The sequence below is a fragment of the Mesorhizobium sp. WSM4833 genome, from assembly GCF_055811095.1.
Map to the genome: position 1 here is coordinate 35198 of NZ_JBVVQG010000003.1, position 24737 is coordinate 59934.

Sequence of the window (24737 nt, forward strand, 5' to 3'; positions counted from 1 at the left end):
CTGATCCGTCGGGCGGCAATAGGTCTTTGCGCGCCTAATCGAGGACGATTGGAATGCCGTTGCCCAGTTATACGCTCGGAGTGATGGAGGCTTCCGCCTATGCACCGGAGGTCTTTGCGCGCGGCCTGCCGTCAGGCCCACGGCCGGAGCAGTCGTTCGAAGATGTCGCCAAGCCGGCAGGGGCCGTTGCCGGCGATGCCTCAGCGTTGCTTTCGCTTCAGGGCATCAGCCTGTCCTTTGGCGGCGTCGTGGCACTGGCCGATATCGACCTATCGGTCCGCCAAGGCGAGATCCGTGCCATCATCGGCCCGAACGGCGCCGGCAAGAGTTCGCTGATCAACGTCATCAGCGGCGTCTACCGGCCGGATCGCGGCCATGTCCAGCTCGACGGTACCTCCTATGCCCAGGTCCCGACGCAGCGGCTGGCCCATCTCGGCGTCGCCAGAACCTTCCAGAATCTCGCACTGTTCAAGGGCCTAAGCGTCCTCGACAATGTCGCCTCTGGCCTTGCCTACAAGGTTCGCTCCAACTTTGCCGGCCAGGTGCTCGGCATCGGCCGCTCGCGTGGCGAGCAGCGCGATTCACGCAGTCGTGCCGAACAGATCCTCGAATTCCTCCATCTCACCGCCATTCGCGACCGTCTTGTCGGCACCTTGCCTTACGGGCTGCAGAAGCGTGTCGAACTGGCCCGCGCGCTGGTGGCCGCGCCGCGCCTGCTTTTGCTCGACGAGCCGATGGCCGGCATGACAGCGAGCGAAAAGAGCGAGATGGCGTCTTTCGTCCGTGCCGCGCGCGATCGTTTCGCCACCACCGTGGTGTTGATCGAGCACGATGTCGGCGTCGTCATGGGTCTGTCCGATCGCATCGCCGTTCTCGACTACGGCCGCAAGATCGCCGACGCCACGCCCGATGAAGTCAGGAACGACCAACGCGTCGTCGATGCCTATCTCGGCGTCGCCTCGGACAATGAGGACGGGGCAGGCATATGATCGCCGATTTCGACTACCAATTCTTCATCGAAGTGCTCGTCGGGGGCCTGCTCTCAGGCGTCATGTATTCGCTTGTCGCGATCGGCTTCGTGCTCATCTACAAGACCTCGGGCGTGCTCAATTTCGCGCAAGGCGCGATGCTGCTGTTTGCGGCACTCACCTTCGTCAGCCTCGTCGAGCGCGGTATTCCGTTCGCGCTGGCGCTGGCGGTCACCTTCGCCATCATGGTTGCGATGGGTGTCGCCATCGAGCGCACGGTGCTGCGGCCACTGACCAACAAGCCGCCGATCACACTGTTCATGGCGACGCTCGGCCTGTCCTACATCATCGAGGGCGCCGCCCAGCTGATCTGGGGCACGCAGGTCCACGGCCTCGATCTCGGCATCGAGGACGTGCCGCTGGAAATCGGCGGCGTGCTGATCAGCCAGTTCGACATTTTTGCCGCGGTGGTTGCCGCCGGCATGGTCCTCCTGCTGTCGCTGTTCTTCCGCTACACCCGCATCGGCCTCTCCTTCCGCGCCGTTGCCGACGACCAGTTCGCGGCCCTCGCGGTCGGCCTCAGGCTGCCCTTGATCTGGGCCACCGTGTGGGCTGCCGCCGGCCTTGTCGCCCTGGTGGCGGGACTGCTCTGGGGCGCACGCCTTGGCGTGCAGTTCTCGCTGTCGCTGGTGGTGCTCAAGGCGCTGCCGGTGCTGGTGCTCGGCGGCTTCGATTCCATCCTCGGCGCCATCGTCGGCGGGCTTCTGATCGGCGCCAGTGAGAAGCTCGCCGAGGTCTATATCGGCGATTATTTCGGCGGCGGCATCGAGAGCTGGTTTGCCTATGTCGTCGCGCTCGTCTTCCTGCTGATCCGCCCTTCCGGCCTGTTCGGCCAGAAGCTCGTTGAGAGGATCTGAACGATGACCGCGATAACAAGCGATTTCGCCGCCGCGCCGGTGCTGCCGAAATGGGTCGTACCGGTCCTGCTGCTCGCCTTCGCCTATGGTGTCGTGCCGCTGATCGGCTCAAGCTATCTGTTCGAGGCCATCCTGCTGCCGTTCCTGGCGCTCAGCCTCGCCGGCGTGGGCTTGAACATTCTCACCGGCTATGCCGGCCAGGTCTCGCTGGGCAGTGCCGCCTTCATGGCGGCGGGCGCCTTCGCCGCCTATAATTTCGACCTGCGCGTCGAGGGCCTGCCGCTGATCGGCAGCATCTTCCTGGCCGGCATCGTCGCCGCCGCGATCGGCATCGTCTTTGGCCTGCCCAGCCTGCGGCTGAGGGGTTTTTATCTCGCAGTATCGACGCTTGCCGCGCAGTTCTTCGTGCAATGGGCGCTGACCAAGTTCAGCTGGTTCTCCAACAACTCGGCGTCAGGCGTCATCGACGCGCCGAGACTGTCGATCTCAGGTTTCGCGCTCGACGGCGCCATCGGTCGCTATCTCTTTGCACTGACCATCGTCACCGTCCTGACCTTCCTTGCCCATCGGCTGGTCTCGTCGCAGACCGGGCGCAACTTCATCGCCATCCGCGACAATGAAACCGCCGCCCGCATCATCGGCATCCCGGTGCTGAAGACCAAGCTGCTGGCCTTCGCCATCTCGTCCTTCATCATCGGCGTCGCAGGCGTCATCTGGGCCTTCGCCTACCTGAGGACCGTCGAGCCGGACGGCTTCGATCTCGATCGGTCGTTCCAAATCCTGTTCATCATCATCGTCGGCGGGCTGGCTTCGATCCGCGGCGCGTTTTTCGGCGCCGCCCTCATCGTGGTTTTCCCGCTCGCTCTGTCGCGCCTCGGCGGCTTCCTGCTCGGCGATCTCTTCGATTCGGGCGTGCTCGACATGAGCCAGCGCATCGTTCTGGGCGCGCTCATCATCCTGTTTCTGATCCTTGAACCCGACGGGCTGGTGGCGCTGTGGGACAGGGTCCGAAGACGGCTCCTGTTCGCCTGGCAGTCGACTTGAGCTGATGCATCCGAAAATGAACAAGGGGCCGAACAAGACGGCCCATACCGGGAGTACCTCGACCATGACTTTCCTCAGCACAATTAAGGCGGCGGCGTTGTCCGCGGCGATGATCGTGTCGGTGGCCTTGCCCGCCGCGCACGCCGACGAACAATATTTCCCGCTGCAAAGCTATCGCGTCGGGCCTTACGCGGCCGGCGGCACCGGCTTCTTCGGCGGCTTCATCGACTATCTCAACCTCATCAACATCCGCGACGGCGGCGTCAACGGCGTCAAGCTGACCTGGGACGAATGCGAGACCCAGTACGAGGTCGAGCGCGGCGTCGAATGCTACGAGCGGCAGAAGAGCCATGCCGGCGCCGCCGCCTGGAACCCGCTCTCGGTCGGCATCGCCTATGCCATGATTGACCGCATCACCGCCGACAAGGTGCCGCTGATCACCGTCAACCACGGCCGCACCGATTCCACCGACGGGCGTGTCTTCCCCTACGTCTTCCCGCTGCTGCTCAATCCCTACAGCGAGACATCAGGCATCGTGAACTACATCGCCTCCAAGGAAGGCGGCATCGACAAGCTGAAGGGCAAGAAGATCGTCGTGCTCTATCACGGCTCGCCCTACGGCAAGGAGACCATCCCGATCTATGAGCTGCTGGCGCAGAAATACGGCTTCACCGTGCAGCAGATCGAGGTGCCGCATCCCGGCAACGAGCAGCAGTCGCAGTGGCTGACCATCCGCCGCGCCAAGCCGGATTTCGTCGTCCTGCGCGGCTGGGGTGTGATGAACCCGGTGGCGCTGAAGACGGCGGTCAAGGTCGGCTATCCCGTCGATCACATCGTCGGCAATGTCTGGTCGAATTCTGAAGAGGATGTCATCCCTGCCGGCGACGCCGCCAAGGGTTACACCGCCATCACCACGCAGGCTTCCGGCAACTCCTACCCGGTGGTTCAGGAGATCGTGAAGACGGTCTACGGCGCCGGCAAGGGTAACCTTGAAGACAAGGCGCGCATCGGCTCGGTCTACCACAATCTCGGCATCGTCAACGGCATCCTCAATGTCGAGGCGATCCGGGTCGCGCAGGAGAAGTTCGGCCACCGCACGCTGACCGGCGACGAGGTCCGCTGGGGCTTCGAGCATCTCAAGCTTGATCCGGCCAAGGTCGAGGCGCTCGGCGCCAAGGACCTGTTCCACTCGATCAATGTCAGCTGGGACAACCATGAAGGCGAAGGCTACGTGACCTTCCAGCAGTGGGACGGCAAGAAGTGGAACGTCGTCTCCGACTGGATCGCGCCGGACTGGGCGCTTCTGCGGCCAATCATCGAGAAGTCCGCCGAGGCCTACGCCGCCGAGAAGGGCATCAAGCTGCGCACCGCCGACGATGCCAATGCTGTGACCACCAACTGATCAGTCAGTGCCGGGCGTCGCGGACCAAGTTTCCGTGGCGCCCGACCTGTTCGGTTTTCGAACCGCGAAAGAACAGCCTATGCCGAACGATGACGTCATTCTTGCTGTGGACACGGTCCATGCCACCTACAACCACGCCATCACCGCGCTGCATGGTGTCAGTTTCGAGCTCAGGCGCGGCCAGATACTGGCATTGCTCGGTGCCAATGGCGCCGGCAAGACCACGACGCTGAAGGCCGTCTCCAAGCTGCTGCCGGCCGAACGCGGCCAGGTCAATGCCGGCACCATCCGCTATGACGGCTCGGATGTCTCGCGCCGCAAACCGGGTGATCTGGTGCGCGCCGGGCTGGTTCAGGTGCTGGAAGGCCGCCACTGCTTCAAAAGCCTCACCGTCGAGGAGAATCTGATCGCCGGCGGCATCGGCCGCAGCGGCAGCCGCGCCGAGATCAACGGGGACCTCGAACGGATCTACGGCTATTTCCCGAGGCTTCGGGAAAAACGCCGGACATTGTCCGGCCTGACTTCCGGCGGCGAACAGCAGATGACCGCCATCGGCAGGGCGCTGATGTCGCGGCCGCGGCTGCTCGTCCTGGACGAACCGTCGATGGGGCTCGCGCCAATCATCGTCCAGGACATCTTCCAGAGCTTGAAAAAACTCACCCGCGAGACTGGCCTATCCATCCTGGTCGCCGAGCAGAACTCCGCAGTGGCGCTGCGATATGCCGACCATGCCACGGTGCTGGAGAACGGCGTTTCCGTTCTCGCCGGCGCGGCCCCCGAGCTTCGCCAGCGCGAGGACATCAGGGCCTTCTATCTCGGTCAATCGAACCCCGGGCAACAGGCGTCACCCGCCACCAAGCCCGCCCATCTCCACGCCGTTGCCTGAATCGAAATCCCAAGGAGCAGTGAAATGACCGTTTCGACCGTCAAGACCGACAAGGCTTCCGCCGCCGTGCCGCCAGTCGCAAGGCCGACCGCCCCGGCGCACATCATCAAGGACGACGCCGAGGCGATTGCGGTTGCCCATGCGCTCGCCGCCGAATTCGTCAAGGACTCCTCCCGGCGCGACCGTGAACGGATCTGGCCGGTCGCCGAACTCGATGCCTTTTCGCAAAGCGGCCTGTGGTCGATCAATGTACCCAAGGCATTCGGTGGGCCGGAGGTGTCCTATGCGACGCTGGCGAAGGTGATCGAGATCATCTCGGCGGCGGATTCCTCGATTGGCCAGGTTGCGCAGAATCATCTCGGTGTTGTAGCCGCCGTCCGCACCGTGTCCGACGCCGATCAGCAGAAGCTGCTGTTCGCCGAAGCGCTGAAGGGCACCCGGTTCGGCAACGCCTTTTCCGAGTTCGGCTCCAAGCGCGCCGCCGATTTTGAGACCCGCTTCACCGATGCCGGCGATCATGTGGTTGTCAACGGCCGGAAATTCTATTCGTCTGGCGCGCTGCTCGCCCATCTGGTGCCGATCGTGGCGCTCGATGACGAGGGCCGCGCCTGGTATGCGATCGCCGACCGCGGCGCACCCGGCCTGACCGTCATCGACGACTGGTCGAGCTTCGGCCAGCGCACGACCCTGTCCGGCACCGTCATCATCGACAACGTCAAGGTGCCGAAGACGCATCTGGTACCCGGCTACAAGGGCTACGACAAACCGACCGCCGACGGCGCCATCTTCCAGATCATCCAGGTGGCCGTGGACACCGGCATCGCCCAGGCGGCGATCGACGAGACGGTCGATTTCGTCAGGACCAAAAGCCGCGCCTGGATCGACAGCGGCGTCGACAACGCCTGGGACGATCCCTACACTATTCAGGCCATCGGCGACCTGACGCTGCGCCTGCACGCGGCGCAGGCGCTGCTCGAAAAGGCCGGTCATGCAATCGACCGGGCAGTGGCCGAGCCGACAGCCGAGACGGTGGCGCACGCCCAGATCGTCACTGCTGAAGCCAAGATCTTGTCGACAGAGATCGCCATCGCCGCCACCAACAAGCTGTTCGAACTGGCAGGGACCCGCTCAACCCTGGCCGAGCACAATCTCGACCGGCATTGGCGCAACGCTCGCACGCACACGCTGCACGATCCGGTGCGTTGGAAATACTCGATCCTCGGCAAATATTTCCTCAACGGCGAAAATCCGCCGCTGCACGCCTGGAGCTGATTTTCCACCGGCGGGCTGGCGGCCCGCCACGTCAAACCTTCGACCATTCAAGAGGCCCACTGCCATGTCAAACCCAACAGTCGTCGGCTTTTCCGGCAACATCACCAGGCCGTCAAAGACGCGCGCCTTCGTCGATCTGGTCACCAGGGACATTGCCGCCAGCCACGGCCTGTCGGCGAGCACCTATGATATCGAGGATCTCGGGCCGTCGCTGGGAACGGCGAAATGGGCCCGCGATCTCGACGGCCAGGCGCACGCGATCCTGGAACAAATCCTCGCCGCCGACGTGTTTGTCGTGGGCTCGCCGACCTACAAGGGCAGCTATACCGGCCTGTTCAAGCATTTCTTCGATCTGATCGATCCGGCGGCATTGCGGGGAAAGCCCATCGTGCTGACGGCGACCGGCGGTGGCGAGCGCCATGCCTTGATCGTCGAGCATCAGCTGCGGCCGCTGTTCGGCTTCTTCGAGGCCTTTGCGCTGCCCACCGCCGTCTACGCCACCGACAAGGATTTCACCGACGGCGTGCTGCGCTCCGAGGCGATCCTTAAGCGTGCGGCGCAGGCGGTCGACGAGGTCGGCTTTGTGCTGGCCAATCGTTCGGCAGGCCGGATCGCCGCTGAATAGCCTGTCGTCAGCCAGATTGAACTGAACGAAATCCGTGAGGGCAGCGCCCCCGCTTACGCGCAATTTACGACCGACCGCTAAAACCGTTCCTGTCTGATTCGTCTGGGACAGGAACGTCATGAGCAAAGCCCTCACATCCTTCGCATTGGTCGCCGTGCTGACCGCCTTGCTCATGGCTTTGAGCCTGGCTGTCGCCAGGCACGGCTATCCCTATGGCGCGATCGGCGTCAGGCGCCTTGACGGCATTGCCGACGCCGGCGTGTTCATCCCGATTGCCGCCGTCTATTTCTTCAGCGCGATGCTGATGATGATCCTGCCGATAAGGGCGGCCGGTATCGTCCTGACCCATGCCGCCGATGCCCTTTTCTGGACCGTGATCGCACTGTTTGCGACCATCGTCGGCTGTCTGGTCGCCAGATGGGCGTTCGGGCAGGGCAGCGCCGTGTGGACATTGCTGAACTGGCGGTTCCTGTTTGCCGCGGCGATCGTCGGTTGTCACTTTGTCATGAACGAGCTGCGCCGCAACGTGCTGCTGCGCAGCCTGTTCTTCGTCGTCTTTGCCGCCGCGACGCTGGCCTGCCTGTTCTGGTCGTTCACACTCTGACCAGCCGTAACCGGCTACTTCGCTGATCCTGCGGCGATGTTGCCGGCGGCAATTTCCATCCATGTCCAGAGATAGGCGGCAAGACCGCGATCGACATGGATGCGCAGCTTGGCGTCATGGCGATAGACGACGGCGCTGATGTCGGCGAAGGACAGCGCTGCACTGGCGCTCGCTTGGCTGGGATCGAGCGTCGTTCCACGCGCGATGAAAGCGTCGAGCGCCGTGCCCTCGGCCTCGAACATTTGCAACCCGGCGCTGATCGCCGTCACCGCGAACCCGTCTATGTGCCAGCCCGAGGCGATGGCAAGCGGGCTGTTCGAGACGACGAGCAGCCGGTCGCGCGCCAGTCGCGCCGCATAGCGGTCACCTTGTGCGGTGCCAAAGGCTCCGACTCCGTTCCCGTCGGCGCTCGAAGCCCGCGCCCACGCGTCGAGGTCGCCGCTGACCAGCAACTTGTTGAGGCCGCAGACCGCGCGTACCACAAGGCCGGGCACCTTGATCACCGCCGATTGCCAATCCGGTGCAACAGACCATTTTTCCGCGAGATCACGCATGCAGCCGGTCTCCTGCCGGGTCGAAGGCGCAAGGGGCGGTAATTGTCGCCTTGCTGATCTTGCCGAGATGCTGGATGTCGATCGTCTCGCCGTGCCGCGTCGCGCCGCGCTCTATCAGCCCAAGCGCAACCGGGCGGCCAAGCGTCGGGCTCTGGTAGCTCGAGGTGACAAAGCCCTGGCTGCGCAATCTGCCGTCGATCCGTTTGATGCCATGCGCGCCGGTCGGCAGCGGTGCTTCGCCTTGCGGCACTGCCAGCCCGACAAGCTGCATGCGATTGTCACGCGACGCCTCCTCGGTGAACAATGAGCGGCGGCCGACGAACTCGGTCTTGCGTTTGGCCCGCGGACCGTGGACGCCGAGATCATGCGGCAATGTGGTGCCGTCGGTGTCCTTGCCGATGACGATAAAACCCTTTTCGGCACGCAGGATCATCAGCGCCTCCAGGCCGATGACGATGGCGTCGAGCGCCTGGCCGGCCTCGCGCAGATGCGCCCATAGCGGCTCGGCGTGGTCGGCCCGGATCGAAATCTCGTAGCTCCTGTCGCCGGTGAAACTGACGCGGGCGATGCGGACTTCGTCGCCGGCATAAGTGCCATGACCGATCGCCATATGCGGCAGGTCGGCATCGTCGAGCGAGAGGCCAAGATGCAGCTTTTCCAGCAGCTTGCGGGCATTTGGCCCCGAAACGGTCAGTGTCGCCATGTCCGGTGTGGCGTTGTGGATGTAGACGGCGCCGCGGCCAAAACGGTCCTGGCGCCATTCCTCCAGCCGCGCATGGACGGCGGCGACATGCGAGGACGAGCACGACACGACGAAGCGATGCTCGTCCAGCCGCACCAGCACGCCGTCGTCGAAGACCACGCCGTTCTCAGACAGCATGAAGCCATAGCGGCAGCGGCCCGGTTTCAGTGTTGACATGGTGTTGTAGTAGAGAAAATCGACGAACGCCGCCGCCTGCGGCCCGATCACCTCGATCTTGCCGAGCGTCGAACCATCGAACAGCGCGACCGACTGGCGCGCACGTCGCGCCTCGTCCGCGATCGAACGTTCCGCATCCGCGTTGCCGCCATAGTGGGCAGGCCGCAGCCAGCCGCCATATTCCTGGAACACAGCGCCGCTGGCGCGATGGACGTTTTCGAGCGGCAGCCGCCGTACCGGCGCCATCAATTCACCGACGCGCGCGCCGGCAAAGCTTGCCAGCGGCACCGGCGTGAACGGCGGCCGGTAGGTGGTGGCGCCGACCTCCGGCACGGTGCGGCCGGTAATCCCTGCCATCAGCGCCAGGCCGGGCAGGTTGGAGGTCTTGCCCTGGTCGGTCGCCATGCCGAGCGTGGTGTAGCGCTTCAGATGTTCGACCGAGACGAAGTTTTCACGCGCCGCAAGCTCGACGTCCTTCACCGTCACGTCGTTCTGGTAGTCGATCCAGATGCGGCCTTTCGAGCCCGGCATCGGCCAGGCCGGGAGAATGCCGTCCGTCGCCTCCGGCCCGGTGCTGCGTGGTGTTGCCGCGTTCTCCTTGCCGGCGAATGCCTTTTCCACGCCGGCAAACACCTCCGACAAGGAGACCGCGCCGGCTGCGGCGCCGACCACGGCGATACCGCCGACCGGTTCGCCCGGCAGGAAGGCCGCGCGCGCATCGCTCCAGGCGAGCTTGCCCTTGGCCTGGCCGAAGAGATGAATGGTCGGCGTCCAGCCGCCCGAGACCACAACGCAATCGGCATCGAACCTCGTGCCGTCGTCGAGCGTCACGCCGTCGACGCGCAGCTTGCCGCTGGCGGAAGCCAGCGCACGGCCTTTGATCAGGCGCACATTGGCCGGCGCGGCAGGCGTGCCGTCACGCCGGATATCGACAAGCCTGACTTCGGCGCCGGCCTCGGCAAGCGCCCCCGCGACCTCATAGGCGCTGTCATTGTTGGTGGCGACGATGATGCGGCGGCCGACCAGCACAGCGTGGCGCCGGAGATAGGCGAACGCCGCATCCGCCGACATGATGCCCGGCAGATCGTTGTTGGCGAAAGGCAGCGGCCGCTCGATGGCGCCGGTCGCCAGCACGATCTGGCGCGGCCTGACCCGCCACAGCGTATCCGGCCGGCCGTCGAGATGACGCTGGTTCAGCCCGACCAGATTGTGGTCGTAAATGCCGAAGGCGGTGGTCGAAGGCAGGATGAGGTGACCGCCAGCGGCAAGCTCGGCAATCGTCTCCTTGACCCATACGGCCGCCGGCTTGCCGTCGATCTCCGCGGCACGATGGCCGAGCGATCCGCCGGGACTCTGCTGGTCGTCGACCAGTGCGACGGTCAGGCCAGCACCGGACGCCAGCCCTGCCGCCGCCAGCCCGGCCGGTCCCGCGCCTACAACCAGCACATCGCAATGATGGTTGATCTGGTCAGCCTTGCCGGGCGAGGTCCAGTCGGCGTCGACTGTGCCCAATCCCGCCATGGCGCGGATGCGCGGCTCGAACCTGTGCCAGTCCGGCCACATGAAGGTCTTGTAGTAGAACGCCGCTGGAATGAAGCGCGCGAAACGGTCGAGGAAGGCGTTGCGGTCGGCCAGTGCGCTGGGCGTGGCGTTGACGCTTTTCGCCACCAGTCCGTCCCGCGCCGGCTCGGTCGTGGCGCGGGTGTTCGGCGTTGCCCGCGTGCCGCCGAGATCGACCAGCGCATTTGGCTCCTCGACGCCGGCGCCCCATATGCCGCGCGGCCGGTGGTATTTGAAGCTGCGGCCGACGACCGCGACGTCACCCGCCAGCAGCGCCGAGGCGATGGTGTCGCCGGCAAAGCCTTGCACGATGGTGCCGTCGAAGCTGAAGCGGATCGGGCGCGAGCGGTCGATGGCGCTGCCGCCGGTGGCAAGGCGCGAGGCGGTCACGCGACGTGCTCCCCGCCGAGTGCGGCCGAGGACAGCACCTTGTGGGTGACGGTGTCGCGCTCCATGACGAAGAACTCGCCGCAGTTCATGTGAACCCAGATTTCGCGCGCCGTGCCTTTCGGATTGGTGCGCAGATAGAGGTAATCAGCCCAGCGATCGATCGGCACATCGGCGCCATCCGGCCGCGCATTTCCGGCATCGCCGCCATAGTGGAATTCGGTTTCGTCGCGCGGGCCGCAGAATGGGCAAGGGAAAAGCTGCATAAAATCCTCAATCTTCGTCTTTATGCATGTCGTTCTCCCAAAACCGCTGCGTACTTTGGGCGACATGCATCAGTGCGCGATGCCGGAGCCGGCCGCTTCGTCGATCAGCCGCCCGCTGGCGAAGCGATCAAGGTCGAATGGACGGCTGATGTGGTTGTGTTCGCCAGTCGCCAGCAGGTTCGCCAGCAGCGTGCCGCCTGCGGGAAGGGCCTTGAAGCCACCCGTGCCCCAGCCGCAATTGAGGAACAGGCCGGGCAGCGGCGAGGGGCCGATGATCGGCGAGGAGTCCGGCACGACATCGACGATCCCAGCCCATTGCCGCATCAGCTTGAGCTGGCCGAAGATCGGGAACATCTCCAAAAGGCCGGCGATCACCCCCTCCAGCGTCGGCAGATTGCCGCGCTGCGCGTAGGAGGGGATGCGGTCGAGCCCGCCGCCGATGACGATCTCGCCCTTGTCCGACTGGCTGACATAGACGCCGCAGCCGGGCGACAGCACCACCGTGTCGAGGATCGGCTTGACCGGCTCGGAAACGCAGGCCTGCAGCGCATAGGAATTGATCGGCAGGCGGAAGCCGGCCTTGGCCGCCAGCACCGAAGAATGCCCGGCCACCGCCATGCCGATACGCTCGGCACGGATCGCGCCACGCGAGGTCTGGACGCCACGGCAGCGGCCGCCCTCGATGATGAAATCGGTGATCTCGCAGTTCTGGATGATGTCGACGCCGAGTCGGCTTGCGGCCCGCGCATAGCCCCAGGCGACCGCGTCATGGCGTGCCGTTCCGGCCCTGCCTTGCCAGATACCGCCGAACACCGGGAAGCGTGCGTCCGGTGAAAAATTGTAGATCGGCGCCACCCGGCGCACATCGTCAGGCGAAAACAGCTCCGCATCGATGCCGTTGATCTGCATGGCGTTGACGGTGCGGGCGCCGATCTCCATCTCGCCGGTCGAGTGGCAGAGATTGACCATGCCGCGTTGCGACAGCATGACGTTGTAGTTGAGCTCTTTCGACAATCCCTCATAGAGCCGGTGCGCCAGCCCGTAGAGCTCGATGCTCTCCGGATAATAGTAGTTGGAGCGCACCACGGTGGTGTTGCGGCCGGTGTTGCCGCCGCCGATCCAGCCTTTTTCCAGCACCGCTACGCTGGTGATGTTGTGGTTCTTGGCCAGGTAATAGGCCGTTGCCAGCCCATGGCCGCCGCCACCGATGACGATCACATCATAGGACAGTTTCGGCTCGGGCGAGCGCCACGCCGGTTGCCAGCCGGTTTGGCCGGCCAGGCCCTCCTTGAACAGCGAAAAGGCGGAATAGCGTGTGGTCATGACGTGCCGGACAGGCCTGATTTTCGGAAAGAAACGTGGATCATCGCATGGTCTTCCGCACCGACGTCACCGGTTCGATCGGTCATGCCCGCATCGCCTTGCCCAGTGGATCGTATGGCGACGAGGCGATGACGCGCGCACCTCTTTCGACGCCGACGATGTGGGTTGTCAACTGCGTATCGATATCAGCCACCTCGCGCTCGACCAGCGCCATGGCGAGGCTCTTGCCGACCGTATGGCCGTAGCCGCCCGAGGTGACGAAGCCAGCAAGCTTGCCTCTATACCAGACCGGCTCGTAACCGCTGGCATCGGCGTCCACCGCGTCGATTTCGAGCGTCACCAGCGTGCGCCTCGATGAAGCCTTCAGCTCCTTCCGGGCCGCCTCGCGGCCGATGAAATCGCCCTTGTCGAAAGCGATCCAGCGGTCCATCCCGGTCTCATCGGGCGTATAGTCCTGCGTGAACTCGCGCGACCAGATACCAAAGCTCTTTTCGAGCCGCAGCGAATTGACCGCGCCGAAGCCGTATTCGGTGACGCCCAGATCGCTGCCTGCGGCAAGCAGCGCGCGGCGCAGGCCTGCGTGCTCATTGGCCTGGCAATGGATCTCGTAGCCGAGTTCGCCGATGACCGAGAGCCGCCCGACTTTGGCCCGCACCAGCCCGACATCCAATGTCTTGCAGGCTAGAAAGCCAAAGGCCTCGTGCGAAACGTCCTGATGTGTGAGGCGCTCAAGCAGCATTCGCGCATTGGGACCAGCCAGCGAGAAACCGACGACCGCGTCTGAAATGTCGCGGACGGTGACGCCGTCGCTCATATGCTGCTCGAACCAGCGCATATGCCACTGCCGCAGATAGTAGGATCCCATGATCCACCAGGAGCCATCGCCCCAGTTGAAGACGGTGAGGTCGCCCTTGAGCTTGCCGTTTTCGCCGAGCATAGGCGCGAGCTTGGCGCGACCCGGATTGGGCAGCGCACAGGCAAGCAGCCGGTCGAGCCAAGCTTCCGCCTGCGGCCCGGCGATTTCGTAGCGTGAGAAGGCAGTGATATCGAGCAGACCGACGCCCTCGCGCACCTTGCGGCACTCCTGTGCGACGATGTCGAAGGCGTTGGAGCGCTTCAGCGTCGGTGTCTCGACGAAGCCATGCGGCGCGAAATAGAGCGGCACTTCCATGCCCCATGAATTGCCCCAGCGCGCGCCGGCGGCATCCATCGCGTCATGCGCGCCGGCTGTCTTCAAGGGCCGCCCCGCCGGCAACTGCTCGTTGGAATAGCTCATGACAAAGCGGCGCGAATAGAACTGCCCGGTGGTCTGCCTGATGTATTCGCGGTTGGAGGCGAAATCGCCATAGCGGGCGATGTCCATGCCGTAGACATCGGCTTCCGGCTCGCCATGGATCATCCATTCGGCAAGCGACTTGCCGACCCCGCCGCCTTGCAGGAAACCGGCCATGACGCCGCACGCCACCCAGTAGTTGGGAACCCCGCGCACCGGGCCGACCAGCGGATTGCCGTCCGGCGAGAAGGTGAAAGCGCCGTTCACCCAGCGCTTGATGCCGGCATTCTCCAGGCAGGGGTATCGGCTGAAGCCGAGGGCCAACTCGTCGGCGATGCGGTCGGTGTCTTCCTGGATCAGTTCAATGCCGTAATCCCACGGCGCCCCATCCATGTTCCAGTGCTTGTGGTTGATCTCGTAGATGCCGAGCAGCAGGCCCTTCTGTTCCTGGCGCATGTAGGTGAAGCCTTCGAGATCGACGATCAGCGGCAATTCCTTGTCCAGCGCCTGGATTTCGGGCAGCGCCTCGGTGACGAGATAATGGTGCTCCATCGGCGACACCGGCAGGTCGATGCCGGCCATCCGGCCGACCTGCTTGGCCCACAGCCCGCCGGCATTGACGACGTGTTCGGCAATCACCGTGCCCTTCTCGGCGACTACGTCCCAGCCGCCGTCCGCGCGGCGGTTGAGTGCCAGCACGCGGTTGTGCTCGATGATATCGGCGCCGCGCAGCCTGGCTGCCTTGGCATAGGCGTGCACGACGCCCGAGGGATCGATATGGCCTTCGCGCGCAGCATAGAGTCCACCCAGCATGCCGTCGGTGTTGAGGATCGGGCAGCGCTGCTTGATCTCATCGACTCCGACCAGGTGGACATCGTCGATGCCCATGGTCTGGAAGATGCGGTATGACGCTTTCAACCATTCCCAGCGCTCCGGCGCCGAGGCGACCGAGATGCCACCGGTCATGTGCATGCCGATGCTCTGGCCCGATTCCTTCTCGACCTCGGAGAGCAGGTCGATCGTGTAGGCCTGCAGGGCGGCGATGTTGGGATCGGCGTTCAGCGCATGGAACCCGCCGGCCGCATGCCAACTCGACCCTGCGGTCAGCACCTCGCGTTCGATCAGCGCGACGTCGCTCCAGCCGAACTTCGCCAGGTGATAGAGCACCGAGGCTCCAACCACGCCGCCGCCGATGACGATCGCCCGATATTGGGATTTCATCCTGTCGCACTCCACCCAGCCAGTGTGGAGTACCCTATCGGTATTGTACATATGTGTCTAGAGGTTGGCGGGTAGCGGAATGAGCGCCCGTGACGCCGCTCTGCGCCGATACGGCAGAGGGCTCCTCTGCTGCTGTCGGCAGCAACCGTGCTTGCTATTGGGCCGATGCGCGAAGCGAAATCGTCAGGCCGCGGCGACCGGGCGGGCCGTACTATCGGTTGCGCGAAAGCGTCTTCTCGACATAGCGCGAGAAGTCCTCGACATCCTCCGCCGGAGGCTCCTGGCCGGTGAAGCTGCGCAGATAACCGGCGACGTGAGGCAGGCGGCTGCTCATCGGCTCGTTGAGCTCAAGCGAGTAATAGCCGATCTGCATGAAATACAGCACGCGGGCCCGCACGAAGGCGTCCTCCTCGTCGTAGCCGTGACGCATGAACATGTCGCGTATGGCGTTGACACGCTCCTCGTCGGCCTCGTCTAAGGCGCGCCTGATGGCGGGCGAACGACGGGCCCAGGCCCTGATCGCGAAATCCAGTTGGGGGTCGAACAGCCTTTCGTCCACCCAGCATTCGAAAATGCTCATTACCCCGCGTATGACGGTGGCGGAAGGCCGCCTGGCGCGTTCCACGATGAATTTGGTATTCGTCTGTCGCCAGTAATCCAGCAACTGATCGAGCAGATCCTGCCGGCTCTTGAAATACCAGTAGAAGCTGGAGCGCGACACATCGAGCTTCTGGCCAAGCGTCAGCACGCGGACGCGTTCGACTCCGTCAGAGATCAACGTTTCAAGCGCAAGCTTCAGCCAGTCTTCGCGAGTGGCCTTGATGTTGCCGGTGGCGCCGGCGCGCTGAATCGTCGTTTCGAGAGCTGCCATCGACACGACGCATGACATGCTGCCTCAGGCAAATCAAGGCTATGGACATAAGTGTACAGGATGAATCGGCCCAAGCCGATTGATGCACGATGGAGGTTGGCTGCATCGAGGCTCGATGGGGAATCGTCGTCGCCCGCCATCCGCGCGGCGCAGGCACGGGGATTTTTGTCGCGGCTGGCGGTTCACTGTTTGCTTTCCCGCGAGGCAATTGTCTGGCAAATACCAGTTCAGACAGATGCCCGCGCGGCCAACAAGCAGGAACACACGATATGACGCTGTTTCGAAAGAACCTCATCGATGGCGAGTGGGTCGGCGATGCCGGTTCGCGCAACATCAACCCCTCGGATATCGGCGACATCGTCGGCGACTATGCATCGGCGGGTGTCGAACAGGCCCAGCAGGCGATCGCTGCGGCCAAGGCAGCGTTCCCGGCTTGGTCCCGCTCCGGTCCGCTGGCGCGTCACGCGGTGTTGAAAAAGGCCTCCGACGAGATTCTGGCGCGCAAGGACGAGATCGGCCGCAATCTGGCGCGAGAGGAAGGCAAGACGCTGGCCGAAGGCATCGGCGAGACAATTCGCGCCGCCCAGATATTCGACTTCTTTGCCGGCGAAACGTTGCGTTTGACCGGAGAGGTCGTGCCGAGCGTGCGGCCGGGCGTCGGCGTCGAGATGACGCGCGAGGCGGTCGGCGTGGTCGGCATCATCACGCCGTGGAATTTTCCGATCGCTATTCCGGCCTGGAAGATCGCCCCGGCGCTGACACACGGCAACACCGTCGTCTTCAAGCCTGCGGAGCTGGTTCCCGAGAGCGCCTGGACCATCGTCGACATCCTGCATCGCGCCGGCCTGCCGAAGGGCGTGCTCAATCTCGTCATGGGCAAGGGCTCGGTCGTAGGTCAGGCGATGCTCGACAGTCCCGATGTCAACGCCATCAGCTTCACCGGCTCGGTCGGCACCGGCAAGCGCGTCGCTGCGGCAAGCATCGAACACATGCGCAAGTTCCAGCTTGAAATGGGTGGCAAGAACCCGCTGGTCGTGCTCGACGATGCCGACCTCGCGATCGCCGTCGATTGCGCGCTCAATGGTGCCTTCTTCTCGACCGGCCAGCGCTGCACCGCCTCGTCCAGGCTGATTGTGGCTGACGGCATTCACGACCGCTTCGTCGACGCCCTCAAGGATCGCATGAGCAAACTGGTCATCGGCGATGCGCTCGACGCGCAGACCCATATCGGTCCTGTCGTCGACGCGACGCAGCTGAAGCAGGACGAGGACTATATCGCCATCGGCGTCAGGGAAGGTGCCACGCTCGCCTTCGGTGGCGAGCGGCTCGACCGCAAGACGCCGGGCTTCTACCTGCAGCCGGCGTTGCTGACCGAGGCGACCAACGCCATGCGCAGTTCGCGCGAGGAGATTTTCGGGCCTGTCGCCAGCGTCATTCGCGTCAAGGACTATGACGAGGCGCTTTCCGTTGCCAACGACACGCCCTTCGGCTTGACCTCCGGCATCTGCACCTCGAGCCTCAAGCATGCCACGCACTTCAAGCGCAATTCGGAGGCCGGCATGGTGATGGTCAACCTGCCGACGGCGGGTGTCGATTTCCATGTTCCCTTCGGCGGCCGCAAGGGTTCGAGCTATGGGCCGCGCGAGCAGGGCCACTATGCGGCGGAGTTCTACACCACGGTGAAGACGGCCTATACATTCGCAGGCTGATCGGTCGTCGACCGATCAGCCGGGCTGATCGGTCACTGCCGACCACGCCGGCAACCCCGCCATGCACATCTGGATTGGAGCGGCGCGAAGGATGACAGTGCAGGACCTGACCTGGCTTAACCCGCCGCCGCACCATTCTATCGACGGCGACAGCGTTCGTGTGCGCACCGGCAAGGAGACCGATTTCTGGCGCGAGACCTTCTACGGTTTCTGGCGCGACAATGGCCACTTCCTGCACCGGCCCGTCGAAGGCGATTTCACCGCCGAGGTCACCGTCAAAGGCGACTACGAGGTGCTTTATGATCAGGCAGGGCTGATGGTCCGGCTCAGCGAAACCCATTGGATCAAGGCCGGTATCGAGTACACCGACGGCCTTGCCTATTTCTCCGTCGTGGTCACCAACGACACGTCAGACTGGTCGCTGGTCGCCATTCATGCCGGTCCGGGCGGCGTCAGGATCCGGCTGACCCGTTACGCCGAAACGATCCGTGTCCAGTATCTCGATGCTTCCGACGGCCACTGGAAGCCTGTGCGGCTCGCCTACTTTCCGATCTCCAGGACGGTCGATGTCGGCATGATGTGCTGTTCGCCGCAACGCGAGGGCTTCGAGGTCACATTCTCCGGCTTTTCGGTGGGGCCGCCGATATCGCGGGAATTGCACGATTGAGACGTGCGGCCTTGCGCCGACCGCAAGCCCTTCGACCTTTGTCATAATCAAGTCTGTAGATCGATCCTCGCCGGCGGCTGCGCCTGTCGTAAGTTGGGTTCTCCGGAGCCGGAAGGGGTATTGCGGGGAAACTTTTGGCCTTTGTTCCGCTCAAGGCGAATATGTCGGGCAGCACGTTGCAACGGTATTGGCATCCGCGCTAGGAGTTGCCCATGGGCAGGTTGCGAAGGGCAGTCAAAAGAGCCGTCTATTCCAGGGCGCTGAGATTTCTTGGCGTTCCGCCCGTGCTGTGGTCGCAGGGGATCGGACATTTCTGCGATTTCGCCGGGCCGCGCTGGTATCGCAACGCGTCAACCGCATCGACACAGAGCGAGGCATTTTTCCGCCAGCATTACAGCGGCGCACATGGCATCGTCTGGCTGCGTCTGAGCACCTTGTCCAGGGATGCGCAAACCTGTGATCTCGACACGTTCGTCAGGATCGTGTTGCCGACGATCACGGCACCGTTCACGCTGCTGACGACCGATGGCGATGCTTCGGTGCCGTCGGATCTGGCGAAGGACACCGTCGACCAGCTTCTCGCCAACCCCTTCCTGGTCTCCTGGTACAGCCAGAATTGTGACGGCACTCACCCCAGGGTCAAGCCTTTCCCGATCGGGCTCGATCTTCACACGCCTCGGTCCTTCGCCACGCCGGAAGGGCTTGTGAAGCAACTGGAAATCATACGCGCCCGGCAGGATCATGTGGACCGCCGCCCGCCCAGACTGTTCTCTGATTTCAGCATCAGCAATGGCTCGAGACAGCGCCGGGAACTGCTTGATGCCCTGCGCGGATGTCCGCATGTCGATTTCCTGACGAAACGCGTCTCGCAGCGCTCGATCTGGCAACTGTACTCGCAATACCCGCTTGTGCTGTCCACCGAAGGCAACGGCCTGGACTGCCATAGGACATGGGAGCTGTTTTATCTCGGCTGCATCGTCGTCACCAAGACCTCGCCGCTCGACCCGCTCTATCAGGGTCTGCCGGTCATTATCGTCGACGACTGGCATGAGGTCAGGGACCCTGATGCGCCGAGGCGCTGGATAGAGCAGGTTAAGCACCTGACCGAGCGCGACCATGTTTGGGGACGCTTGCATCCGCAAACCTATCTCGAGCCCATTCGGCAAGAACTTCTGCACGCACCCTGACAGGGCAGCCACGAAATTGGAGTCGCGGTCGGCAGGGCCCGCAGGACCCGCGGAAATATAGAGCCGGCTAACCTCTGGATGGCACCGACGTTTGGCGGATATCCGAGATGGTCGACGAGGCTTTCGTCAAGCGCCGCATCGTCGCCGAATGTCCGACGCACCAGCTGCGGCAGGCTGCCGGAATGTCACCATCGCCTGGACCACGCCAACCAGCGGCCCGCCAGATGCTTCCATGATGAGGTGAGCCTTGTCCGCCGATAGGCGTCGCCGGCCATCTTTATGCCTAGCGCCTGCGTCGGGAAGGGATGGATGACGTCGGCCAGCGCACGCAATCCCATGCCCGATTTGATGGCCAGCGACACCGCATTGATCATCTCACCGGCATGGCTGGCGACGACCGTGGCGCCCAGGATGCGGTCGGACCCTTCCCTGACGTGGATTTTGACGAAACCCTCCTCCTCGCCGTCCATGACCGCCCGGGCGACATCGTGCATCAGCACCGTATAAGTCTTGACCGGGATGCCGTTCTGGCGCGCCTCCGCCGGATAGAGGCCGACATGGGCGATCTCCGGATCGGTGTAGGTGCACCACGGAATGACCAGCTCGCTCAGTTTCCTGCGTCCGAGAAACAGGGCATTGCGCACGACCATGCGAGCTGTGGCCTCGGCGGTGTGGGTGAATTTGTAGGCGAGGCAGACATCGCCCGCCGCATAGATGTGCGGATTTGTGGTGCGGAGATAATCGTCCACCTTGATACCGTCGGCATCGTATGCCACCCCGGCGTTTTCCAGGTCGAGGCCGTCGACATTGGGCGATCGGCCGATGCCGGTGATGATCTCGTCGACGGAAATCGTTGTCGTGATGTCGTCGCACACCAGGTCGGCGAGCTTCTTGCCGCCTTCCGTTCGCACCGCTACCACCTCGGTGTTGAGGCGAACCTCGACACCTTCGCGCGCCAGCGCGTCCGAAAGGATCTGGGCGGCGTCGCGTTCCTCGCCGGGCAGGAACATCGGTTCCCGTTGCGCCAGGATGACCTTGGCACCGAGCAGGCAGAAGGCCTGCGCCGCCTCGCAGCCGAGCGGTCCGCCGCCAATGACCAGAAGCCGCTTCGGGCACTCCGTGAGCTCGAACATGGTCTCGTTGCTGAGATAGCCGGCCTCGGCAAGGCCTGGAATCGTCGGCAGCCTCGGGCGCGCGCCTGTCGCGATCAGCGCCTTCCTGAAACGCAAGGTTTGTCCGGCGACCGTGACAGCGTCCGGTCCGGAAAACAGCGCTTCGCCGAAATAAAGGTCGATGCCTTCGGAAACAAGCCTATCGGCGGCATCCGCGCGGCTGATCCGCTGCCGGATCTGCCGCATCCGCGTCATGGCGCGCGGAAAGTCGACGTGAAGACGGTCCGGCATGTCGCCGCCGAAATTCTCGGCATCGCGCATGTCGGCATAAAGCCTTGCGGTGCGGATGATCGACTTGGACGGGATGCAACCGACATTGACGCAAGTTCCGCCGATCAGATTGCGCTCGATGAGCGCGACCTTTGCGCCGAGGCCGGCCGCTTCGTAGGCGGCAGTCAGCCCAGCCGGCCCGGCACCGATGACGACGAGGTTGTAGGGACCGTCCGGCTGCGGGTTCTTCCAGTGCGGCGGATGGGCGCTCGCGATCAGACTGATGTCGTTGCTGTCGACGGGGAAGGCGGTGGTCCTGGTCCGGTCACGCGACATTGCCGCCACCTGACGCCGGGCTTGCCGGCTGAGACAGCCAGCCGCCATTGAATCCGGCCTTGTGCAGGCCGCGACGGATATGCTGATTGGACCGCATCAGCTTCCAGATCAGCCCTGACCGATGGTTCTCGATCATCATCACCACGATACCCTGATCCAGCCCATAGTGGCCTTCCGACACCCAGCCGTGCCTCCCGAATTTACGCCGGTTCGCCAATGTCGGATTGAAGCCGCTCGGCAGCCGGAAATTGTCGATCACCTCGGGGTAGCGATCACCGAGATGGCGCAGCGCCGCCAGGCAGATCTCCGGCGCGAAAGGCAGTGATGCCGGATAGGACCAAGGGGCGATCGTCCCGTCATCGGGCCCGAACGGAGCGCCGCGCGCGGCATAGCCGGAAAACCGCCGGCGCTGTCGCTCCACGCTGGTGCGGAAGCCGCCCGGCCCGTCGCCCGCCGAAAGTCCCCAAAGGTTCTCTTCATAGCCGTCATAGCCGTAAGGGTTGTGGCGCGCATAGTCGCGATGCAGATAGGTCGAGCGGCGGCTGTTTTCGAAATAGTCCGAGTTCTTCTCGCGCATGAAGGCGTCGCGGATGCCGGCGAAATCGATCCAGGCATGCGAGAACTGGTGCATGAACAATGGGCCGCCATACAGCACGTCGTAGCCGTAGATGTTTTCCCACTGATAGGTCGCCGTCCAGCCCTCGTAGCTGTTATCCGAGGTTGGACTGTCAGGCGAGGCCATCGACAGCACGTAGAGGATCGTCGCTTCGTTGTAGCCCTCCCAGCCATAGTGCAGAAAGCCGCTCTTTGGCTTCCAGCCTTGCCGCAGGGTCGGGCTTGAACCTTGTGCCCACCGCCAGTCGACGCGCCGGTAGAGCGCCTCGGCCAGTTGGCGGATTTCGGCTTCCTCGTCATCGTCACCGGAGAAATAAGCGCTCGCCACCAGCATGCCTGATATCAGCAACGCCGTATCCACCATCGACAGTTCGCAGCGCCAGACGCGCAGGCCGGTCCGCATATCGAGGAAGTGGTAGTAAAAACCCTTATGGCCGGTGACGTCGTCGCTATTGCCTTGCCGGCTGGTCGAGAAGAAACGCAGCGCGGCCAGCGTCAGCTTCGCGGCGGCATCGCGCGTCATCCAACCGCGCTCGACGCCGATCGGATAGCTGGACAGCGCGAAGCCGACGACAGCGATGCTGGCCGGCGAATTTGGCCGCGATGTGTCGGCGACCAATCCGTTTTCGGGGTTCACGTTATCGAGGAAGTAATCGAAGGCGGCGCGCTGATAGCGGTCCAGAAGCTCATCGTCGGACAGTGCGGCAGATTCGGCTCTAAGCAAAAGTAGCAAACTCCCGCCTGACGGCTGCATTCCGTGTCATGGTTCCCGCTACCTTGTCGCGACTTGTCGATTCGAGGCGTCCAACTATACGCCCGCATGCTCCATCCGTTGCACCGTCACGTGGAATTGAGATTCGTTCTGCCTCAGTAGGTGGCGCGGCCGCCGGAAACGTCGAACACGGCGGCCGTCGTGAACGAACACTCTTCCGAGGCGATCCAGCAGATCAGCGCCGCCACCTCGTCGACCTCGCCAAAGCGCGCCATCGGTATCTTGGACAGCATGAAGTCGATGTGCTCCTGGCTCATCTGCTTGAAGATCGCGGTGCGCACGGCCGCCGGCGTGACGCAATTGACCGTCACCCCGGTCTTGGCCAGTTCCTTGCCGAGCGACTTGGTCAGGCCGATTACCGCGGCCTTGGACGTGCTGTAGGCGGAGGCGTTGGGATTGCCTTCCTTGCCGGCGATCGAGGCGATGTTGACGATGCGGCCATAGTTGCGCTCGAGCATGTGCGGAACGAGCGCCTTGTTGCAGTAGAAGACGCCGTTGATGTTGATGTCGATGACCTTCTGCCAATCTTCCGCCGAATAGCTCCAGGTCGTCATGTTCGGCCCGGTGATCGCCGCGCTGGTGACCAGGATATCGACACCGCCAAGCGCTTCGAGCGTTGACCGGGCAGCGCGCTCCACGCCTGCGGCATCGGCAACGTCGATAGCGATGCCGTGAAGACTGGGGATGACGGCCTTGGCCTGTTCGATCTGGGCGGGATCGCGATCCCAGACCGAAACCCGTCCGCCTTCTTCGACAATCCTCTGCGCCACCGCCAGACCAATGCCCGATGCGCCACCGGTGATGACCGCCACCCGGTCGCTGAACCGTCCTGCAAAATTCATCGGCATCCGATCTCCCCCCGTCACCCGAACCCGATGGACTGACAACGCGAGCGCCATGCCATCGGCGGCGACTGTGCTGCCACCACCAGGGAAGTTCAAGCCGGCATGCAGCCCGATCGTCTGGGCCAATCCCGTGCCGGGATTACACGGGAATTCCCTCGAGTTGGTCGCCCAGTGCTTTCACCATCGCCACCAGCGCCGGTCCGATCTCGGCATGCGCGCGGTCCTCGGTGATGATCTCGCCGATGCCGCCGCAGGTGATGGCAACCAGCGGCGAGCCGTCACGCGGGCGGAACGGCACGCCGACTGCATGGATGTAGCTGTGCCAGGCGCCGAACGACGTCACATAGCCCTGGCGTGCATATTGGGCGATCGCATCGTCGATCGCCGCCGCGATCATCGCTGCCTTGTCCGGCTCCGCCTCCTGCAAAGCCCGTACAAGTCTGACGCGCTCCTCGGGTGAAAGGGCCGCCGCATAGGCCAGCCCCATCGATGTCTTCCAGATCGGCAGATAGGAGCCCGGGTTGAGCCGCAGCGTGACAAGGCTCTCCGACCGGCAATTGGCTAGATACACCATGTTGAGGCTGTCGCGCGTGCCGAGCGCCACCGCCGCCCCCGTCAAATCGGCCAGCGGCTGCATCAGCGGCCGGGCGACGTGCACGACGGCGCTTGAACTGAGCGCCGAATAGCCGAGCGCCACGGTAGCCGACCCCAGGCTGTAGCGGCCGAGATCCTTGTCGTACAGGAGGTAGCCGAGCGCGCTCAGCGTATAGGTGATGCGCGACACCGTGGCTTTGGGCAGGCCGGTGCGGGCAATGATGTCCTGGTTGCCGAGCGAGGCGTCGCCCGGCCGGAAGGCGCGCAGGATGCCGAGCCCGCGCACCAGCGACGACGAAAGTTGTGCGCCTTCGCCTTCAAGCTCCGTCTCGTCCCTGGTGGCTCGCTTGCGCACGCTGAGGTCTTTCTGGCGTCGTCGTCCGCCTGTCGGGCCGGTGACGTCGGCACTGTCGATCAAAAATGAAATTAAATTCCATTTATATTGACAGCGGCTTTCGCGGGCTGTCAATATGTTTCCGTCGATGGCATGTCCCAGCGCCTTGTGCCATCTTACGAAGCCCCTCCTTGTGAAGGTAGC

General features: G+C 63.8%; 21 protein-coding genes. 11 read left to right on the top strand and 10 right to left on the bottom strand.

Annotated elements, in window-relative coordinates:
- The first annotated feature begins 53 nt into the window (after positions 1-53).
- From AC0L2D_RS06145 to AC0L2D_RS06180, 8 genes are all read left to right on the top strand, one after another.
- On the top strand, positions 54-989 hold the full coding sequence (locus AC0L2D_RS06145) for an ABC transporter ATP-binding protein (RefSeq protein ID WP_473540599.1): 936 nt from the start codon (positions 54-56) through the stop codon (positions 987-989).
- The gene (locus AC0L2D_RS06150; protein ID WP_032898718.1) at positions 986-1885 is read left to right on the top strand and encodes a branched-chain amino acid ABC transporter permease; all 900 of its coding nucleotides are present in this window, start codon (positions 986-988) and stop codon (positions 1883-1885) included. Before AC0L2D_RS06145 ends, AC0L2D_RS06150 begins: the two co-directional genes overlap by 4 nt.
- Before the next feature lie 3 nt (positions 1886-1888).
- Positions 1889-2929 (top strand): branched-chain amino acid ABC transporter permease, encoded by a 1041-nt coding sequence (locus AC0L2D_RS06155; protein ID WP_473540600.1) that lies wholly within the window; start codon positions 1889-1891, stop codon positions 2927-2929.
- A gap of 64 nt (positions 2930-2993) precedes the next feature.
- Positions 2994-4331 carry an ABC transporter substrate-binding protein gene (locus AC0L2D_RS06160; protein ID WP_224618396.1) on the top strand — a complete coding sequence of 446 codons (1338 nt, stop codon included), beginning with the start codon at positions 2994-2996 and terminating at the stop codon, positions 4329-4331.
- A 79-nt stretch (positions 4332-4410) separates the two neighbouring features.
- Positions 4411-5217: an ABC transporter ATP-binding protein gene (locus AC0L2D_RS06165; protein WP_473540601.1), complete on the top strand. Its 807-nt coding sequence runs from the start codon at positions 4411-4413 to the stop codon at positions 5215-5217.
- Positions 5218-5241: 24 nt separating this feature from the next.
- Complete coding sequence (locus tag AC0L2D_RS06170; RefSeq protein WP_473540602.1) at positions 5242-6489, top strand: SfnB family sulfur acquisition oxidoreductase; 1248 nt, start codon at positions 5242-5244, stop codon at positions 6487-6489.
- Positions 6490-6553: 64 nt separating this feature from the next.
- The gene (gene msuE / locus AC0L2D_RS06175; protein WP_473540603.1) at positions 6554-7114 is read left to right on the top strand and encodes an FMN reductase; all 561 of its coding nucleotides are present in this window, start codon (positions 6554-6556) and stop codon (positions 7112-7114) included.
- Between the two features lie 118 nt (positions 7115-7232).
- Positions 7233-7718 carry a hypothetical protein gene (locus tag AC0L2D_RS06180; RefSeq protein WP_013528152.1) on the top strand — a complete coding sequence of 162 codons (486 nt, stop codon included), beginning with the start codon at positions 7233-7235 and terminating at the stop codon, positions 7716-7718.
- Positions 7719-7732: 14 nt separating this feature from the next.
- Here AC0L2D_RS06180 and AC0L2D_RS06185 read toward each other — a convergent pair whose 3' ends face one another.
- The 6 genes from AC0L2D_RS06185 to AC0L2D_RS06210 all read right to left on the bottom strand — a co-directional run bounded on the left by AC0L2D_RS06185 (position 7733) and on the right by AC0L2D_RS06210 (position 16092).
- Positions 7733-8272, bottom strand: coding sequence for a hypothetical protein (locus AC0L2D_RS06185; RefSeq protein WP_473540604.1), 540 nt, complete (start codon positions 8270-8272; stop codon positions 7733-7735).
- The gene (locus tag AC0L2D_RS06190; protein ID WP_473540605.1) at positions 8265-11141 is read right to left on the bottom strand and encodes a sarcosine oxidase subunit alpha family protein; all 2877 of its coding nucleotides are present in this window, start codon (positions 11139-11141) and stop codon (positions 8265-8267) included. Before AC0L2D_RS06190 ends, AC0L2D_RS06185 begins: the two co-directional genes overlap by 8 nt.
- On the bottom strand, positions 11138-11404 hold the full coding sequence (locus AC0L2D_RS06195; RefSeq protein WP_013528149.1) for a sarcosine oxidase subunit delta: 267 nt from the start codon (positions 11402-11404) through the stop codon (positions 11138-11140). Before AC0L2D_RS06195 ends, AC0L2D_RS06190 begins: the two co-directional genes overlap by 4 nt.
- A gap of 69 nt (positions 11405-11473) precedes the next feature.
- Positions 11474-12727, bottom strand: a complete 1254-nt coding sequence (locus AC0L2D_RS06200; protein WP_473540606.1) for a sarcosine oxidase subunit beta family protein — start codon at positions 12725-12727, stop codon at positions 11474-11476.
- 82 nt (positions 12728-12809) lie between these two features.
- On the bottom strand, positions 12810-15221 hold the full coding sequence (locus tag AC0L2D_RS06205) for a GcvT family protein (RefSeq protein ID WP_473540607.1): 2412 nt from the start codon (positions 15219-15221) through the stop codon (positions 12810-12812).
- Positions 15222-15432: 211 nt separating this feature from the next.
- Positions 15433-16092, bottom strand: coding sequence for a TetR/AcrR family transcriptional regulator (locus tag AC0L2D_RS06210; protein WP_024501867.1), 660 nt, complete (start codon positions 16090-16092; stop codon positions 15433-15435).
- A gap of 269 nt (positions 16093-16361) precedes the next feature.
- On the opposite strand from AC0L2D_RS06210, the gene AC0L2D_RS06215 reads away from it, so the two are divergent.
- The 3 genes from AC0L2D_RS06215 to AC0L2D_RS06225 all read left to right on the top strand — a co-directional run bounded on the left by AC0L2D_RS06215 (position 16362) and on the right by AC0L2D_RS06225 (position 19655).
- Positions 16362-17801 carry an aldehyde dehydrogenase family protein gene (locus tag AC0L2D_RS06215; protein WP_473540609.1) on the top strand — a complete coding sequence of 480 codons (1440 nt, stop codon included), beginning with the start codon at positions 16362-16364 and terminating at the stop codon, positions 17799-17801.
- Between the two features lie 91 nt (positions 17802-17892).
- A complete protein-coding gene (locus AC0L2D_RS06220; protein WP_013528144.1) occupies positions 17893-18468 on the top strand; it encodes a DUF1349 domain-containing protein in 576 nt (191 codons plus the stop codon).
- A 212-nt stretch (positions 18469-18680) separates the two neighbouring features.
- Positions 18681-19655, top strand: coding sequence for a hypothetical protein (locus tag AC0L2D_RS06225; RefSeq protein ID WP_013528143.1), 975 nt, complete (start codon positions 18681-18683; stop codon positions 19653-19655).
- Between the two features lie 185 nt (positions 19656-19840).
- Here the strand turns inward: AC0L2D_RS06225 and AC0L2D_RS06230 are convergent, their stop codons facing one another.
- The 4 genes from AC0L2D_RS06230 to AC0L2D_RS06245 all read right to left on the bottom strand — a co-directional run bounded on the left by AC0L2D_RS06230 (position 19841) and on the right by AC0L2D_RS06245 (position 24617).
- Positions 19841-21373, bottom strand: a complete 1533-nt coding sequence (locus AC0L2D_RS06230; protein ID WP_024501864.1) for a mercuric reductase — start codon at positions 21371-21373, stop codon at positions 19841-19843.
- Positions 21363-22712, bottom strand: coding sequence for a glucoamylase family protein (locus AC0L2D_RS06235; RefSeq protein ID WP_013528141.1), 1350 nt, complete (start codon positions 22710-22712; stop codon positions 21363-21365). Before AC0L2D_RS06235 ends, AC0L2D_RS06230 begins: the two co-directional genes overlap by 11 nt.
- Before the next feature lie 143 nt (positions 22713-22855).
- A complete protein-coding gene (locus AC0L2D_RS06240) occupies positions 22856-23608 on the bottom strand; it encodes an SDR family NAD(P)-dependent oxidoreductase (protein ID WP_473540611.1) in 753 nt (250 codons plus the stop codon).
- A 136-nt stretch (positions 23609-23744) separates the two neighbouring features.
- Positions 23745-24617, bottom strand: coding sequence for an IclR family transcriptional regulator (locus AC0L2D_RS06245; protein WP_224673676.1), 873 nt, complete (start codon positions 24615-24617; stop codon positions 23745-23747).
- Positions 24618-24737: the final 120 nt, after the last annotated feature.